The 14,252-nt window shown below is 61.6% G+C and carries 12 protein-coding genes and 1 pseudogene; 6 read left to right on the top strand and 7 right to left on the bottom strand.

All coding sequences use genetic code 11. From position 1 onward, the window contains the following. Positions 1 to 70: 70 nt before the first annotated feature. Both QU606_RS33075 and QU606_RS33080 read left to right on the top strand, forming a co-directional pair. Positions 71 to 1,075, top strand: a pseudogene (locus QU606_RS33075) (cache domain-containing protein); the annotation flags it as partial. An 87-nt stretch (positions 1,076 to 1,162) separates the two neighbouring features. Continuing rightward, positions 1,163 to 1,930: a methyl-accepting chemotaxis protein gene (locus QU606_RS33080; RefSeq protein ID WP_370531127.1), complete on the top strand. Its 768-nt coding sequence runs from the start codon at positions 1,163 to 1,165 to the stop codon at positions 1,928 to 1,930. Between the two features lie 405 nt (positions 1,931 to 2,335). On the opposite strand, the gene QU606_RS20850 is transcribed toward QU606_RS33080, so the two are convergent. Then, positions 2,336 to 2,815: an ATP-binding protein gene (locus tag QU606_RS20850; RefSeq protein ID WP_024075793.1), complete on the bottom strand. Its 480-nt coding sequence runs from the start codon at positions 2,813 to 2,815 to the stop codon at positions 2,336 to 2,338. A gap of 157 nt (positions 2,816 to 2,972) precedes the next feature. On the opposite strand from QU606_RS20850, the gene QU606_RS20855 reads away from it, so the two are divergent. Continuing rightward, the gene (locus QU606_RS20855; RefSeq protein WP_024075794.1) at positions 2,973 to 3,395 is read left to right on the top strand and encodes a DUF2231 domain-containing protein; all 423 of its coding nucleotides are present in this window, start codon (positions 2,973 to 2,975) and stop codon (positions 3,393 to 3,395) included. Continuing rightward, the gene (locus QU606_RS20860; protein WP_024075795.1) at positions 3,392 to 4,684 is read left to right on the top strand and encodes a sorbosone dehydrogenase family protein; all 1,293 of its coding nucleotides are present in this window, start codon (positions 3,392 to 3,394) and stop codon (positions 4,682 to 4,684) included. The genes QU606_RS20855 and QU606_RS20860 overlap by 4 nt, the downstream gene beginning before the upstream one ends. Before the next feature lie 154 nt (positions 4,685 to 4,838). Here QU606_RS20860 and QU606_RS20865 read toward each other — a convergent pair whose 3' ends face one another. Together QU606_RS20865 and QU606_RS20870 are read right to left on the bottom strand one after the other, a co-directional pair. Beyond that, positions 4,839 to 5,771, bottom strand: coding sequence for a magnesium transporter CorA family protein (locus QU606_RS20865; protein ID WP_069075852.1), 933 nt, complete (start codon positions 5,769 to 5,771; stop codon positions 4,839 to 4,841). A 6-nt stretch (positions 5,772 to 5,777) separates the two neighbouring features. Next, positions 5,778 to 7,364, bottom strand: coding sequence for a RimK family protein (locus QU606_RS20870; protein ID WP_024075797.1), 1,587 nt, complete (start codon positions 7,362 to 7,364; stop codon positions 5,778 to 5,780). A 94-nt stretch (positions 7,365 to 7,458) separates the two neighbouring features. Here QU606_RS20870 and QU606_RS20875 point away from each other — a divergent pair, with 94 nt between their 5' ends. Beyond that, positions 7,459 to 8,553, top strand: a complete 1,095-nt coding sequence (locus tag QU606_RS20875; RefSeq protein ID WP_102625449.1) for a peptidase C39 family protein — start codon at positions 7,459 to 7,461, stop codon at positions 8,551 to 8,553. Between the two features lie 4 nt (positions 8,554 to 8,557). Here the strand turns inward: QU606_RS20875 and sfnG are convergent, their stop codons facing one another. Continuing rightward, the gene (gene sfnG, locus QU606_RS20880; protein ID WP_024075799.1) at positions 8,558 to 9,643 is read right to left on the bottom strand and encodes a dimethylsulfone monooxygenase SfnG; all 1,086 of its coding nucleotides are present in this window, start codon (positions 9,641 to 9,643) and stop codon (positions 8,558 to 8,560) included. A gap of 267 nt (positions 9,644 to 9,910) precedes the next feature. Between sfnG and QU606_RS20885 the strand changes: the two genes are divergently transcribed. Then, complete coding sequence (locus QU606_RS20885; RefSeq protein ID WP_024075800.1) at positions 9,911 to 11,149, top strand: acyl-CoA dehydrogenase family protein; 1,239 nt, start codon at positions 9,911 to 9,913, stop codon at positions 11,147 to 11,149. A 91-nt stretch (positions 11,150 to 11,240) separates the two neighbouring features. On the opposite strand, the gene QU606_RS20890 is transcribed toward QU606_RS20885, so the two are convergent. The 3 genes from QU606_RS20890 to QU606_RS20900 form a co-directional block, all read right to left on the bottom strand. Further along, the gene (locus QU606_RS20890) at positions 11,241 to 12,026 is read right to left on the bottom strand and encodes a sulfite exporter TauE/SafE family protein (protein WP_024075801.1); all 786 of its coding nucleotides are present in this window, start codon (positions 12,024 to 12,026) and stop codon (positions 11,241 to 11,243) included. An 82-nt stretch (positions 12,027 to 12,108) separates the two neighbouring features. Next, positions 12,109 to 12,888, bottom strand: coding sequence for a class I SAM-dependent methyltransferase (locus QU606_RS20895; RefSeq protein ID WP_024075802.1), 780 nt, complete (start codon positions 12,886 to 12,888; stop codon positions 12,109 to 12,111). A gap of 58 nt (positions 12,889 to 12,946) precedes the next feature. Continuing rightward, positions 12,947 to 14,251 (bottom strand): ATP-binding protein, encoded by a 1,305-nt coding sequence (locus QU606_RS20900; RefSeq protein WP_024075803.1) that lies wholly within the window; start codon positions 14,249 to 14,251, stop codon positions 12,947 to 12,949. Position 14,252 lies beyond the last annotated feature (1 nt).

The raw sequence follows: 14,252 nt of genomic DNA on the forward strand, positions 1-14,252 counted from the left end.
GAATAAGCTGGTCCTTGCGTTTGTATCTGTCGCGTTTATCCCGGTTAGCCTGGTCGCGGTGATCTCCGTGATGAATACGCGAACCCAGGCAGTCGATCAGTTCATCGATGGCAGTACCCGTGAGATACGCCAGATCGATGGCAATATCCGGCAATTCTTCGAGGGTACGCTGCAGAACGTCGATCAAATGGCGGCAGATCCTGTATACACGTCCGTGAACACCCTCAAGGATTATCGACCCGACAACGCCGCCAGCCAGCCCCTGCCGGCGCAGGCCCAGCAGGTGATCGAACGGTTCGCGCGTTTTGGCGCGACCCATCCTTCTGCGGCGATCCTGTCCATCGGCCTGGAAGACGGCACTTACGTCAAATGGCCCGACGACCCGCAACTGGCCAAGTACGACCCGCGCACGCGACCCTGGTACAAGGCGGCGATGGCCAGCCCCGGCAAGACCGTGCGCACCCCGGCTTACTATTACGACAAGGATGACGTCGCGCTGGTCGGCACCGCGCGGGCGCTACTGGATAACGCCGGCAAGGCCAAGGGCGTATTCGTGGTGAGTGTGTCGCTGAAGAACCTCACCGAGCTGGTCAAGAGTATCAAGCTGGGCGAAAGCGGCTATGTGATGCTGATCGAAGACGGCGTGGTCCTGGTTGACCCACGCGATGCCAAGCACAGTTTCAAGCCGCTCAAGGACCTTGGCGCGCCGTACGCACATTTGGCCGAGACCGCCCAGGGATCGACCGAAGTGGTGATCGATGGCGTGCGCTACATGGCCAATATCTGGACCTCCCCCGGCCTGGGCTGGCGTTATGTGGGGTTGATCGAATACAACGAAGTGATGGCCGCCGCCACGCGCATGACCTACCTGACCACAATCATCGTGGCGGTGCTGGTCCTGATCTTTGGCCTGATCGCCGCGGCGTTCTCCAAGGTGATCGTCAAGCCGATCGGTCAGGTCAGCACCGGCTTGCAATCCATCGCCCAGGGCGAAGGAGACCTGCGCCACGAACTGCGGGTGCAGGGCAAGGATGAAACCGCTGAACTGGCCGGTTGGTTCAACAAGTTCCTCGCTGCGATCCGCCAGCTGATCCAGCATATTGGCGCGGCGTCGACCAACTTGCAGGACGCTTCACGGGTCAACAGCGAAGTGGCGCACAACATGAACGAAGCCGCCGGGCGCCAGCGGGAAGCGGTCGAACTGGTGTCCACGGCATTCAATGAAATGGTGGCCACCGCCAATGAAGTGGCGCGGTCGTGCAGCGGCGCAGCGGAGTCCGCCGAGAACGGCCATCGCCGCGTGGCCGAGGGCAAGCAGCAGATCGAAATGACCACGGACAACGTCAACCGGCTCGGCCGCCGCTTGACCGAGTCGTCCGAAGCCATGGTCGAGCTGGAGGCCGGCAGCCGCAGCATCAACCAGATCATTGGCACTATCCGTGCGATTGCCGAACAGACCAACCTGCTGGCGCTCAACGCGGCCATTGAAGCCGCCCGGGCGGGTGATCAAGGCCGCGGCTTTGCGGTGGTGGCGGACGAAGTGCGGGCGCTGGCCAAGCGCACTTCCGACTCCACCGGCGAGATCGAACAACTGCTCGGTACCCTCGGCAGCAAGACCGAGGAAGTGACGCAGAAGATGAGCAGTTGCCTGGACCTGTCCCGCGCCAGTGTGTCGTCCATCGAAAGCGCGCGGGACAGTTTTGAAGGCATCCAGTTGTCGGTCAACGAGATTCGCGACCAGAACCTGCAGATATCGGCCGCCGCCGAGGAACAGCACAGCGTGGCCGAAGAGATCAACCGGCATATCCAGCAGATCTACGACGAGGCACGGCTGGTGGAGAGCCTGGCCAATTCTGCGCAGGATGACTCGGGGCGGTTGGCCGGCTTGTCGGCAGAGTTGAATGGGCTGGTGGGCCGGTTCAAGTCCTAGGGCGCCGCGGACGTTGGGTGGGGACGACGCCTTGATGTGCTCATCCCCCGACCAATCTCCCTGTGGCGAGCGGGCTTGCCCTAATGCCGTTCAGTTAAGCGGACATCGCCTTCTGTAGGAGCGAGGGGGACGCCTAGTTCTTGCTCGCGAAAAACGTCAACGATAACGCGTGTTTCCTGAATGAACGCGGCGTCTGTGAGTTCTTCGCGAGCAAGAACTAGGCGTCCCCCTCGCTCCTACAAAAAAACCTTAACTGAACGGCATTAGGGCTTGCCCCGCGTTGGGCTGCGCAGCAGCCCCAGTCAAGAAGAACGCGGTGTATCAGACACACTCTGTAGAGGCTGGTTTTGGGGCTGCTACGCAGCCCAACGCGGGGCAAGCCCGCTCGCCACAAGAGACCTGAACTCAAGGGCGATGCACCTCGATCACCAACCCCTCCTCCACCCGCGGCACGCTGAAGTGCCGCGTGATCAGGTCAAACTCGGCATCGGTCGCCGCAAAATCATGTTCGCCTCGCGCGTTGCGTGCGTGCAGACGAGCGCGGCAGGTGTCGTCGTCCAACTCAAGGTAATGCAGGCAATGCGGCACCTGTGCCACCTGCGCCAGGCCACGCAGCCACTCTCGATTGGCGAGGGTGTTGGCCGGAAAATCCAGCACGACATTGAGCCCTGACTTCAACAGGTCAACCACCAGCGGCGTCAATACGCCACGAATGCGTTGGGCACAGCGCAGGTAATCGGCCACCGAGAGAACCTCCCCAGGGTAGAGCTGCGCCAGCCAAGTGTCTTCACTGAGCAGGATCGCTGCGTGTTCGGCGACCAGTTCTTTGGCGAGGGTAGATTTGCCGGCGGCAATCTTGCCGCACAGCAGATGCAGGGTGGGCATGGCACGGCTCCTTTTGTGAGGCCATGAAGCATGCCAGCTTTCCGGCTGAATCATCATATTTAGACACGAATTACCCTGAACTTTCTGACAGGCACCGCGTTCATTTCCTATGCGCTGCCCCGCCCAGGGGCGTTGGTTTACAAGGAGCCGTTCCCACATGACTACCCTCCCCGCCTATCGCCACACACCCGGACCGCTGCATGCCACCTTGCTGGCGGGTACCGTGCCGCTGTTTCTCGGTGCCCTGATCAGTGACATTGCCTACGGCCAGACCTACCAGATTCAATGGGCCAATTTCGCCTCCTGGCTGATTGCCGGCGCGTTGGTGTTCTGTGGATTCGCCCTGTTGTTCGCCTTGGTCAACCTGCTGCGCGCCGAACACAAGGTCGGCCGACCCGCCGTGTATTGCCTGTTGCTGTTGGCGACCTGGGTACTCGGGCTGGTCAACGCTTTCCAGCATGCCAAGGACGCCTACGCCATGATGCCGACCGGCCTGGTGCTGTCGGTGGTCGTGACAGTACTGAGCGTGGTTGCGACCTGGGTCGGCCTGACTAACCTGCGCTCGGGAGCTGCCCAATGAAAGCGTCCAATACACTCACCCTGTTAAGCGCCGCGCTGCTGCTCAGTGCCTGCGGCGGCGAAGGCGACAACACCCAGGCCCGTGGCCCCGACCCAAAACTGCCGGAGCAGCAAAGCAGCCTGCTGCCCAGCATGAAGATTGCCGAACCCACGCCCTGGGGCAACGAGAAGCCCAAGGTGCCCGACGGCTACAGCGTCACCGCCATCGCCACCGACCTGGCCATCCCGCGCCAGACCCTGGTATTGCCCAATGGCGACATCCTCGTTGCCGAAGGTCGTGGCGGCAGCGCGGCCAAGCTCAAGCCCAAGGATGTGATCGCCAGCGTGATCAAGGCCCAGGGCAATACCAAGGTCAAGAGCGGCAACCGCATTACCCTGCTGCGCGATGCGGACGGCGACGGCACCTATGAACTGAAAACCGTGTTCGCCGACAACCTCAACGCCCCCTACGGCCTGGCCTTTGCCGACGGTAAACTCTACGTCGCCAACCAGGACGCGCTGGTGCGCTTCGACTACACCGACGGCCAGACCAAAGCCAGCGGCGCCCCGGTCAAAGTCACCGACCTGCCGGCGCAGATCAACCACCACTGGACCAAATCCCTGGCCGTGAGTGACGATGGGCGCCACCTGTATGTGGGCATCGGCTCCAACAGCAACATCACTGAACGCGGCATGGAAGTGGAGATCGACCGCGCAATGGTCTGGCAGGTCGATGCCACCACCGGCGCGCACAGACCCTACGCCACCGGCTTGCGCAACCCGACGGCCCTGACGATCCAACCCGACTCCGGGCAACTGTGGACAGTGGTCAACGAACGCGATGAACTCGGCCCCGACCTGGTGCCCGACTACCTGACCTCGGTGCGCGAAGGTGCCTTCTACGGCTGGCCCTACAGCTACTGGGGGCAAAACGTCGACCCGCGTGCACAACCGCAAAACCCGGCCAAGGTGGCCGCCGCGATCAAGCCCGATTACAGCCTCGGCTCCCACGTAGCGGCACTGGGCGTCGACTTTTCCATCCCAGCCATGGGTGAACAATTCGCCGAGGGTGTATTTGTGGGCGAACACGGCAGTTGGAACCGCGACAACCCGGTGGGCTACAAAGTCATCTTCGTGCCGTTCAGCCATGGCAAGCCAGCCGGCCAGCCCATCGACTTCGCCACCGGCTTCCGCGGCGACGACGGCAAGACCCGTGGACGCCCGGTAGGCGTCACGGTCGACCCGAAAGGCGCCCTGATCATTGCGGACGACTTGGCCAATACCATCTGGCGGGTGACGCGCAATCAGTAACAGCGTGAACGGCAGTTGCTCTGCTTCGGCCCCCGTTAAACCGCGCTGGCCGGAGACGGCTTGAATCCGTGGCCCACGGATTCAAGCCCGCCTCCGGCTCGTGTCCACCGTAAGGGCGCAACCACGGATAAGCCCATCGAATCAGCGTCCCCCTTCACATCGCCGCACCCGCTATGCGCTTCAACCCCATCACCATCAACCCGGCCCCCAACCCCATCGCTGCCAAAAACAATGGGTATGACACCCACCACGGCGTCCCCGCCGTCATCATGCTGAACTCCGACATGCCGCCAATGCTGGCGATCAGGTTAAGCGGCAGGAACACCACGTTGATCAGGGTCAGCTTGCGCAGTAGGTTGTTCATGCTGTTGTTCATCAGGTTGCCGCGCGCGTCGATCAACCCGGAAAACACGTTGGAATAGATCTCGGCCTGTTTGTAGCATTGGTGGTTCTCGATGATCAGGTCGTCGATCAGACCCAGAATCTCGCTGCTGAACTGTTCCTTCCCGGCATGGTTGCGCAGGCGCGAGAGCACCGCGCCGTTGCTGTGCAGCGCGTTGATGTAATAGATCAGGCTTTCACTGAGGTTGAACATCTGCATCAGGTGATGGTTGCTCATGGACGCGTTGAACTGTTGCTGCAACTCCCGCGCGACCAGCTTGATCACCTTGAGGTGGCCGAGGTAGTGGTGGATGTTGTTCAGCAGCAGGTCAAGCAACACGTCGAGCGGCGTATGCAGCGGCCGGCGCTTGCCCAGGCCGGTCAGCGGGGTTTCGTCGGGGGCGATCACCAGCAGGCGGCCAGGCGAAAACAACAAGCCGCAGGATGACACTTCGAACACCAGGTTGCCGCCACCGGAGTAGTTTTCCGGGCGCTTCCAGATCAGGAACAGGTTGTCGGGGTGGAATTCGATACGTGACACTTCGTCGGGATCGAGCGCCGAGGCCAGGGCATGTTCATCCAGCTTGTGGTGGTCGCGCAGCCACTCACGCTCGACCAGGTCAGGGTTGTTGAACAGCAGGATCGGGGCATCGTCATTGTCCCCGCGGCGCAGTTTTCCATCGGTCAGTTCAAAGCGCTGGATCATCCCGACTCACCAGGCCTGGCCCTGACGCTTCAACTCCAGGCGCCGCACAAACTCTTCCAGCACCAGGCTGTACAGGTCGTCCTGCAAGTAGGCATCTTCGATACCCGCGTCCAAGTTGGGGTTGTCGTTGACCTCGATCACCACCACCTTGTCGCCGGACTGCTTGAGGTCTACGCCGTAGAGGCCGTCGCCGATCAGGTTGGCGGTCTTCACCGCCAGTTCCACCACCGCCTTGGGCGCCTCATGGACCGCCAGGGTACGGCATTCGCCGTTGATGTCCTGACCGATGGCCTTGTGGTTGTAGATCTGCCAATGGCCCTTGGACATAAAGTACTGGCAGGCAAAAATCGGCTTGCGGTTGAGCACGCCAATACGCCAGTCGTACTCGGTATAGAAAAACTCCTGGGCCAGCAGCAGGACCGAATGTTCGAACAGTTCGGCGGTGGCCTTGAGCAAGGCTTCCTGGCTTTCCACCTTGATCACGCCTCGGGAGAAACACCCATCGGGGATTTTCAACACCAGGGGGAAGCCGAGGCGCTCGCCCACCCGTTCGAAGTCCTCCGGTCGCTCCTTGTACAGAATTTCGGTGGCCGGCATGCCCAGTTGATGGCTATTGAGCAAATCGGTGAGGTAGACCTTGTTCGTACAGCGCAGGATCGACGCTGGGTCATCCATCACCACCAACCCTTCGCTTTCGGCTTTCTTAGCAAAGCGGTAGGTATGGTTGTCGACACTGGTGGTCTCACGGATCAGCAAAGCGTCGTATTCGGCCAGGCGCGCGTAGTCTTTGCGCTCGATCAGCTCCACATCGATACCCAGCCCCTTGCCGACCCGCACGAAATTGTCCAGGGCGCGGGCGTTGGACGGCGGCAATTGCTCCTGGGGATCGTGAAGAATCGCCAGGTCATAGCGGGCCATGCGTCGTGAGCGTGGCTGGCGCCAGATCTTGCGACTGAAGTTGTCGAGGGCGTGGGCGAATTGATCTTCCTGGTCATCGCGCAACTTGTGCAATACACCGGACTTGACCCCCTCTATGTGCCAGCCGTTATTCTTTCTGAATTCAACTAAGAGGATCGGGCACGGAAAGGCCTCAAACAATTGACGGGCCAATTCCTGCAACGGTTCTATATTGGTTCGACCAAAGTAAAGGGTCAGGGTAAAGCCTTCGGTATTACTGTAGAGATGATGACTCAAGGCTTTATCGAGGGTTTTATCCAAGTCATCCAACGCCAGGCCATACAATGACTTTCGGGTCAGTTCACTGATGGTACGCACCGACGGAATTACCTTGTGACCGCGCGCCTCGGCCAGCAGCGAGCAGTAGTAGCCGTGGCCCAGGTACTTGTAGCTGCGGCACAGGTTGATTACCTGCACGCGCTTGCCCGTCTCGTTTTCCCGGGTGTGTTCCAGGTATTCCTGGGCGGTGACGATGTCTTCGCTGGGGAAATAAGAGGCCCAATCTTCCTTGCGCTCGACAATGATCACGACTTGACTTGCGCCTCTGGGCAAAACAGAAAAATAACCTTTGGAAGTTATTGTCGCCGCGACAGTTTGCTCGGATACTTCACGCCAATGACCTTGTACCGCTGACATAATATTTGATCCGCTTTAGAGAACTCGACCTTTTCTATTAAGCACGATCTTTTAGAGAAGTCCCGTTTCGTTACGCAACTTTTACGGCGGTCATATGGCTCTTTTCTTTCGCGTTGCAACCCCCGGCGATGTGCCGGCATTAGTCGTACTGGAACAGCATTGTTTCACCACCGATCGGCTGTCACCGCGCAGTTTCCAGTGGATGATCAGCCGCGCCCACGGCCAACTGCTGGTGGCCGAACAGGACGGGCAATTACTGGGCTATGCGCTGCTGCTGTTCCATCGCGGCACCTCGCTGGCACGTTTGTACTCCATCGCCATCGCCGCGCACGCACGCGGCCTGGGCCTGGGCAAACAACTGCTGGCCCGCGCCGAGGCCTGTGCCGTAGAGCACGACTGCGCCTACCTGCGCCTGGAAGTGCGCACCGACAACCCCGGCGCCCTCGCCCTGTATGAACGCACGGGCTACCGACGCTTTGCCCTGATCAACGATTACTACGAAGACCATGCCCCCGCCTTGCGCCTGGAGAAGCGCATCGTCCAGCACCACGACGCGCGTCCGCAGAGCGTGCCGTATTACCCGCAAACCACCGATTTCACCTGTGGCGCCGCGTGCCTGTTGATGGCCATGGGCGCGCTGGTGCCTGCGCGCGTGGCGTTGCGCCGCGAAGAGCTGCAAATCTGGCGGGAAGCGACCACCGTGTTCATGACCGCCGGCCATGGCGGCTGCAGCCCCCAGGGCCTGGCGCTGGCCGCCTGGCGTCGCGGTTTTCGGGTGCGCATGCAGGTGAATGTCAGCGGGCCGCTGTTTCTCGATGGCGTGCGCGATCAACATAAAAAGGACGTGATGCGCGTGGTGCACGAAGCCTTCGAGGAAGAATTGGCCAGCAGCGACGTCGAGCAGGTACTCGGCGGCACGCTGGACTTGCCTCGGGTATTACGCGAGGGCGGGCAGCCGCTGGTGTTGATCAGCAGCTACCGCCTCACGCGCTCCAAGTCGCCCCACTGGGTGATGGTCACCGACTGCGACGATGACTTCGTCTACCTGCACGACCCGGATGTGGACCACAGCCAGCACCGCCAGCCCCTGGACTGCCAGCATTTGCCGGTCAGCCATGGCGAGTTCGAACGCATGTGCCGCTTCGGCAACAACAAATTGCGCGCGGCGGTGCTCGTGTTTACGCGGTAAACGCTCAGGCCACCTGCTTGATCCCAGCCTTGGCTTCCAGCTCGCGCACCAGCGGCAATACGCGCTTGCCGAAGTACTCCACTTCTTCCTGGAAGTGCAGGAAGCCGGCCAGCACCAGGTCGACGCCCACCGCCTTGAGCGCGACGATGCGCTCGGCAATCTGCTGCGGGGTGCCGATCAGGTTGGTCTTGAAGCCGTCGTTGTATTGCACCAGGTCTTCGAAGCTGGACTTGGCCCAGTTGCCCTCGCCTTCCGGCGAAGCCTTGCCCGCTTGTTTGGCCGCATCACCAAAGGCGTTGACCGCCTCGGGGTCGGCCTTGTCGATGATTTCCGCGAGCACGGCGCGGGCTTCTTCCTCGGTATCACGGGCGATCACGAAGGCGTTGACGCCGACTTTCACCGAATGGTTGTTGGCGGCGGCCTTGGCGCGGATATCGTCGACCTGGGCCTTGATGCCTTCCGGGGTGTTGCCGTTGGTGAAGTACCAGTCGGACACCCGCGCCGCCATATCCCGCGCCGCCCGCGAGCTGCCGCCCTGGAACACTTCCGGTTGGCCCAGGGGCTTGGGCTTGAGGGTGTAGTTGTTGAAGCGATAGAAGTCGCCCTTGAAGGTGAAGTCGTCCTGGCTCCAGATGCCTTTCAAGGCACGGATGAATTCTTCGGAGCGGCGGTAGCGCTCGTCGTGTTCCAACCAATGTTCGCCGATGGCCTGGAACTCGCCCTTGAACCAGCCACTGACGATGTTCACCGCGATACGGCCATTGGTCAGTTGATCGATGGTCGCCAATTGCTTGGCCGCCAGCGCCGGTTGCCAGGGGCCGGGCAAAATCGCCGCAATCACCTTGAGCTTGGTGGTCGCTGCCAGCAGGGCATGGCTGAACGCCACGGATTCATGCTGGTTCTCCGCGCCGTAGCCGGCGGTAAAGCGAATCTGCGTCAGGCCATATTCGAAGCCGGCCTCTTCGGCCAATTGCGCCAGTTTGCGGTTGTAGTCGATGCCCCAATGGGTGCGTTGCTCGATTTTGCTGACCACCAGCCCACCACTGACGTTGGGCACCCAATAGGCAAATTTCACGGCTTGTTGACTCATCTGACGATACCTCGCACACAGGGATGTACCCAGGGCTTGAGCAGCAAGCGTGCCAGCCAGCGGCAAACGCCCATGCCATGGGTGCTGCGGCAAACCTGCGGCACCCAGCGGCGGTGAATGCGGATGTCAGGGTTTGCGACGATTTGTCGGTTTGCTGTTGCTGGAGCAACAGCGAACGCGGCAAATCCCCCGTAAACAGGGGCTCCGGCACCCGGCACGGAGTGTGCAATCACTCCTGGCATCGATCACTGCCCCGGAGCCTTTCCCATGACCGAACAACACGTCATCAACCCGCTGTCCATTGGCGTCGACTACCCCACCCTGGCCGCACGCTTCCGGCCGATCTTCCAGCGCATCGCCGAAGGCGCGGTGCAGCGCGAGCAAACCCGCGCCCTGCCCTATGAGCCAATCCAGTGGCTGAAGGACGCCGGCTTTGGCGCAGTGCGAGTGCCCGTGGAATACGGTGGCGGTGGCGCGTCCCTGCCGCAATTGTTTGAACTGCTGATCGAGCTGGCCGCCGCCGACTCCAATGTGCCCCAGGCCCTGCGCGGGCACTTCGCCTTTGCCGAAGACCGCTTGAATGCGCCGCCCAGTGCCGGTCGCGACCTGTGGTTCAAGCGCTTTGTCGACGGCGATATCGTTGGCTGCGCCTGGACCGAAATCGGCAACGTGGCCATCGGTGATGTGGTCACCCAGGTCACCCCGGATGGCGACCAGTGGAAGCTCAACGGCGAGAAGTTCTACAGCACTGGCAGCATTTTCGCCGACTGGATCGATGTCTATGCCCAGCGCAGTGACACCGGTGGCGATGTGATCGCCGCCACCCGCGCGCGCCAGCCTGGCGTGGCCCACAGCGATGACTGGGACGGCTTCGGCCAACGCACCACCGGCAGCGGCACCTCGCGCTTTACTGACGCGGTGGTCGAAGCGGAAAACGTGATCGATTTTGCTACCCGCTTCAAATACCAGACCGCGTTTTACCAGCTCGTGCTGCTGGCCAGCCTGGCCGGGATCGGCCGCGCGGCGCTTAACGATGTGGCGCAGCAGGTGCGCAACCGCAAGCGCATCTACAGCCATGGCAATGCCCCCCATGTCAGCCAGGATGCGCAGATTCAGCAAGTGGTGGGCGAAGTCGCGGCGCTGGTATATGCCGCTCAAGCCACTGCGTTGAAAGCCGCAGTGCCGGCGCAACGGGCGTACCTGGCACGGTTCGCCGGGGATGATGTTGCCGAGCGCGAGGCCAATGTGGCCGCCGAAATCGAGTCGGCCACCGCGCAGGTGGTGGTGTCGGAGTTGATCCAGCGTGCCACCAGTGAGTTGTTCAACGCGCTGGGGGCCTCGGATGTGCGCCAGGGCAAAGCCCTCGACCGGCATTGGCGCAATGCGCGGACCGTGTCGTCACACAACCCGGTGATCTACAAGGCGCGAATTGTCGGGGATTGGGTGATCAATGGCACCGAGCCGCCGTTTGTGTGGCAAATCGGCAATGGCCCGGCGAAAGTTTGAAACTGCCCCCTCTTATCAACCATGGGGCTTCACCACTTTTCATGGCGGGCGGGCGACTGTGGCGAGCGGACTTGCCACAACGGCGTACACCTCAAAAGGCCAGTTTGTAGCCAATGCTCATCAACATGATCGCCAGGCACGGGCGCAATACCGCGTCCGGCACTTTGCCGGTCATGTGGCTGCCGAGGTAGATCCCCGGCAGCGACCCCATCAGCAAGAAACCCAACAGGTGCCAGTCCATATTGCCCATGCCGGCGTGGCCCAGGCCCGCCACCAGGGTCAGGGGCACGGCGTGGGCGATTTCGGTCCCCACCAGGCGCCGCGTGGCGAGGAACGGGTACAGGATAAACAGCGCCACCGTACCGAGGGCGCCAGCGCCGATGGAGGTCAGGGCGACCATGGTGCCCAGCACGGCCCCCGTCACCACCGTCAGCGTGTTCAGGTTACGCGGGTGCATATGGTAATCGTCGCCGGCATGGCGTTGGGCGAAGGCCAACAGCCGTTGCTTGAACAGGATCGCCAGGGCCGTCAGCAGCAGCACCACGCCGAGAGCCTGCTTGATCACAGCGTTCATGGCGCTGGGGTCGGTGTGCAGGCTGGCGAGGAACCACAGGGTCAGCAACACGGCGGGCACGCTGCCCAGGGTCAGCCACCCGGTGATGGACCAGTCGATGTTCTTGTTCTTGCTGTGCACCAGCACCCCACCGGACTTGGTGATGGCGGCGTACAGCAGGTCGGTGCCCACGGCGGTGGCCGGGTTGATACCGAACCACAACAGGATCGGGGTCATCAAGGAGCCCCCGCCGACACCGGTCATGCCAACGATAAAACCAACGATCAGGCCAGCAATCACAAAACCAAAATTACCCACTTCCATCACTGCTACCTGCGGCCTTATAAATTTCTGGCCGCAGGATAGCGATTTTTCTTATAACGACTTATATCAATGTGATCTGACTTTATGCCTTTTTGGTCAGTTTGTGGCTGACGTAGGCTTGGGTCTGATAGGGGAATGCCACGGTGTCGCGGCCTTTCAGCGCGGGGTGGGTCGCGATCAGGGTGCGCAATTGTTCGGTCACCAGGGCTTTTTCAGCAGCGGGCAAGGCAGCGATAAAGCTCACGGAGAGGAAGCGATCCATGATCACTTCCTGCGGGCTGCCGACATGGTTGTAGGGGAAACACGTCACCTGAGGATCGGAAAAGTACTCGCCGGTGAACGCTTCGCGCCAACGCCCGGTGTGAAAACGCGGGGTGTCGCCCTCGTATGGCGTGATGATCGCGGTGATGGCGGCCACCCAATCCACCGATTCATCGCGCACATTCCACACCAACCCCAGGCGCCCGTCGGGTTTAAGCACACGGTGGATTTCCGCCAGCGCGGCCTCGGTGGAAAACCAATGGAAAGCCTGGGCACACACCACCGCATCGGCCGTCGCGCTTGGCAGGGGGATGGATTCAGCTGTGCCGTTGACCAGGCGTACGTCGGGCAGCAGTTTATGCAACTGCGCGGCCATGGCGTCCACCGGCTCGACGGCGATCAGCGTCGGTGCCAGGGTGTTGAGCAAGCGCGTGAATTTGCCAGTGCCCGCCCCCAGGTCGATCACCGTAGAGTGCGCATTGATCTGCAGCGTGTCGCTGAGCCAACCGGTGAGTTGCCGGGGATAATTCGGGCGGCCCTGGGCATAAGTGACGGCCTGGGACGAGAAACCCTGCTGAGCAGACGTGTGGACACCAGTCATTGCCAATCTCTCCTCGGGTAAAACGGGGGCACAGTGTGCGCCCTTCCCGGCCAACTTTCTAATCGGCCTGACTGGGCAACCACACACGAAACCGGGCGCCGCCCAGCGGCGAGGCCTGGGCGGTCAAGGTGCCGCCCTGGGCTTCGAGGGCGCGCCGGCTGATCGCCAGGCCCAGGCCGAAGCCACCGGTGGCGCGGTCGCGGCTGCGGTCAAGGCGATAGAACGGTTCGAAGATGCGTTCGCGCTGATCCAGCGGGATGCCGATACCGTCGTCATCGACCCAGATTTCACAGCCCTTGGGGCAGACCTTGACGCCTAACTGGATGCGCTTGTCACAGTAGCGCGTCGCGTTGCGCAACAGGTTTTGCAGGGCCCGCGCGGTCAAGCGCGGGTCAAGACTGAAGCGCTCGACGCTGCAGTCGAGGACTACGTCGATGACAATCTCGGGGTTTTCCAGTTCGTCATCGACGCTGCCCAATACGCTGTCGATAAACTCGTCGAGCACCACGTCGACCCGCTCCGGCAGTTGCGCGGGGTTTTGCAGGCGACTGTAGGAAAGCAATTCCAACACCAGCTCATCCAGCTCACGAATATGGGCCACCAGGCTTTGCAGGCGCTCACGGCTGGCCTGCGGCAAGTCTTCGGACAGCGCCAGGGCCAGGCCGAAGTCCAGGCGCGTCAACGGCGTGCGCAGCTCGTGGGACACGGCGTTGAGCAAGTCTCGCTGCTGGTTCAGCAGGTGCTCGATATCGTCGGCCATGGTGTCGAACACCGCCGCCAGGCTGCCGATATTGGAGCTGGGTGGGATATGCGTGCGTGCACCCAGGTTGCCCTTGCCCAATTGCGCTGCGGTGCTTTTGAGGCGCTCCAGGTCGCGCCAATGGGGGCGCAGCCACACCAACAGGCAGGCCAGTAACGCGGCGCCGATCAGCACGTTCATCGACCAGTACAGCAGGTTCATGTCCAGCGGGTCCGGCGGCACGGTCAGCTTGACCGCGAACTGCGCATTGATCGGCGAACTGATTTCCTCCATCCAGCCCCACTCGCCCAGGTGAATCACCGGTTTGCCTTGTGCCAGCAGCGCCTCTTCTTCAGGGGTGTAGCGCGCGTCCTGGCGCAGCAGCAGTTCGACTTTCAGCGGTGCGAAATCGCGGCCCAGTTGCTCGGTGACCTGGGACCAGCGCTCCACTGGCGCCCGCTGGTACTGTTTGACGATCAGGGTTTGCATGCCCCGGGACTGCTCGACGTTGTAGGCCAGGTAACGGTGTTCGAAGACCTGGACCACCAGCTTGGGAATCAGGTAGATCGCCGCGCTGAAGGTGACGATGGTGATCAGGTAGAGGCGTAGCAGCACACGAAACATG

Source organism: Pseudomonas sp. OVF7, assembly GCF_030644265.1.
Lineage (GTDB): Bacteria > Pseudomonadota > Gammaproteobacteria > Pseudomonadales > Pseudomonadaceae > Aquipseudomonas > Aquipseudomonas gorinensis.

What these genes read in the sequence shown, in the direction of transcription:
- QU606_RS20890 (WP_024075801.1), bottom strand. Translation starts at nt 12,026, where the DNA reads ATGGAAGTGGGTAATTTTGGTTTTGTGATTGCTGGCCTGATCGTTGGT.
- QU606_RS20860 (WP_024075795.1), top strand. Translation starts at nt 3,392, where the DNA reads ATGAAAGCGTCCAATACACTCACCCTGTTAAGCGCCGCGCTGCTGCTC.
- QU606_RS20870 (WP_024075797.1), bottom strand. Translation starts at nt 7,364, where the DNA reads ATGTCAGCGGTACAAGGTCATTGGCGTGAAGTATCCGAGCAAACTGTC.
- QU606_RS20875 (WP_102625449.1), top strand. Translation starts at nt 7,459, where the DNA reads ATGGCTCTTTTCTTTCGCGTTGCAACCCCCGGCGATGTGCCGGCATTA.
- sfnG (WP_024075799.1), bottom strand. Translation starts at nt 9,643, where the DNA reads ATGAGTCAACAAGCCGTGAAATTTGCCTATTGGGTGCCCAACGTCAGT.
- QU606_RS20895 (WP_024075802.1), bottom strand. Translation starts at nt 12,888, where the DNA reads ATGACTGGTGTCCACACGTCTGCTCAGCAGGGTTTCTCGTCCCAGGCC.
- QU606_RS20900 (WP_024075803.1), bottom strand. Translation starts at nt 14,251, where the DNA reads ATGTTTCGTGTGCTGCTACGCCTCTACCTGATCACCATCGTCACCTTC.
- QU606_RS20855 (WP_024075794.1), top strand. Translation starts at nt 2,973, where the DNA reads ATGACTACCCTCCCCGCCTATCGCCACACACCCGGACCGCTGCATGCC.
- QU606_RS20885 (WP_024075800.1), top strand. Translation starts at nt 9,911, where the DNA reads ATGACCGAACAACACGTCATCAACCCGCTGTCCATTGGCGTCGACTAC.
- QU606_RS20865 (WP_069075852.1), bottom strand. Translation starts at nt 5,771, where the DNA reads ATGATCCAGCGCTTTGAACTGACCGATGGAAAACTGCGCCGCGGGGAC.
- QU606_RS20850 (WP_024075793.1), bottom strand. Translation starts at nt 2,815, where the DNA reads ATGCCCACCCTGCATCTGCTGTGCGGCAAGATTGCCGCCGGCAAATCT.
- QU606_RS33080 (WP_370531127.1), top strand. Translation starts at nt 1,163, where the DNA reads ATGAACGAAGCCGCCGGGCGCCAGCGGGAAGCGGTCGAACTGGTGTCC.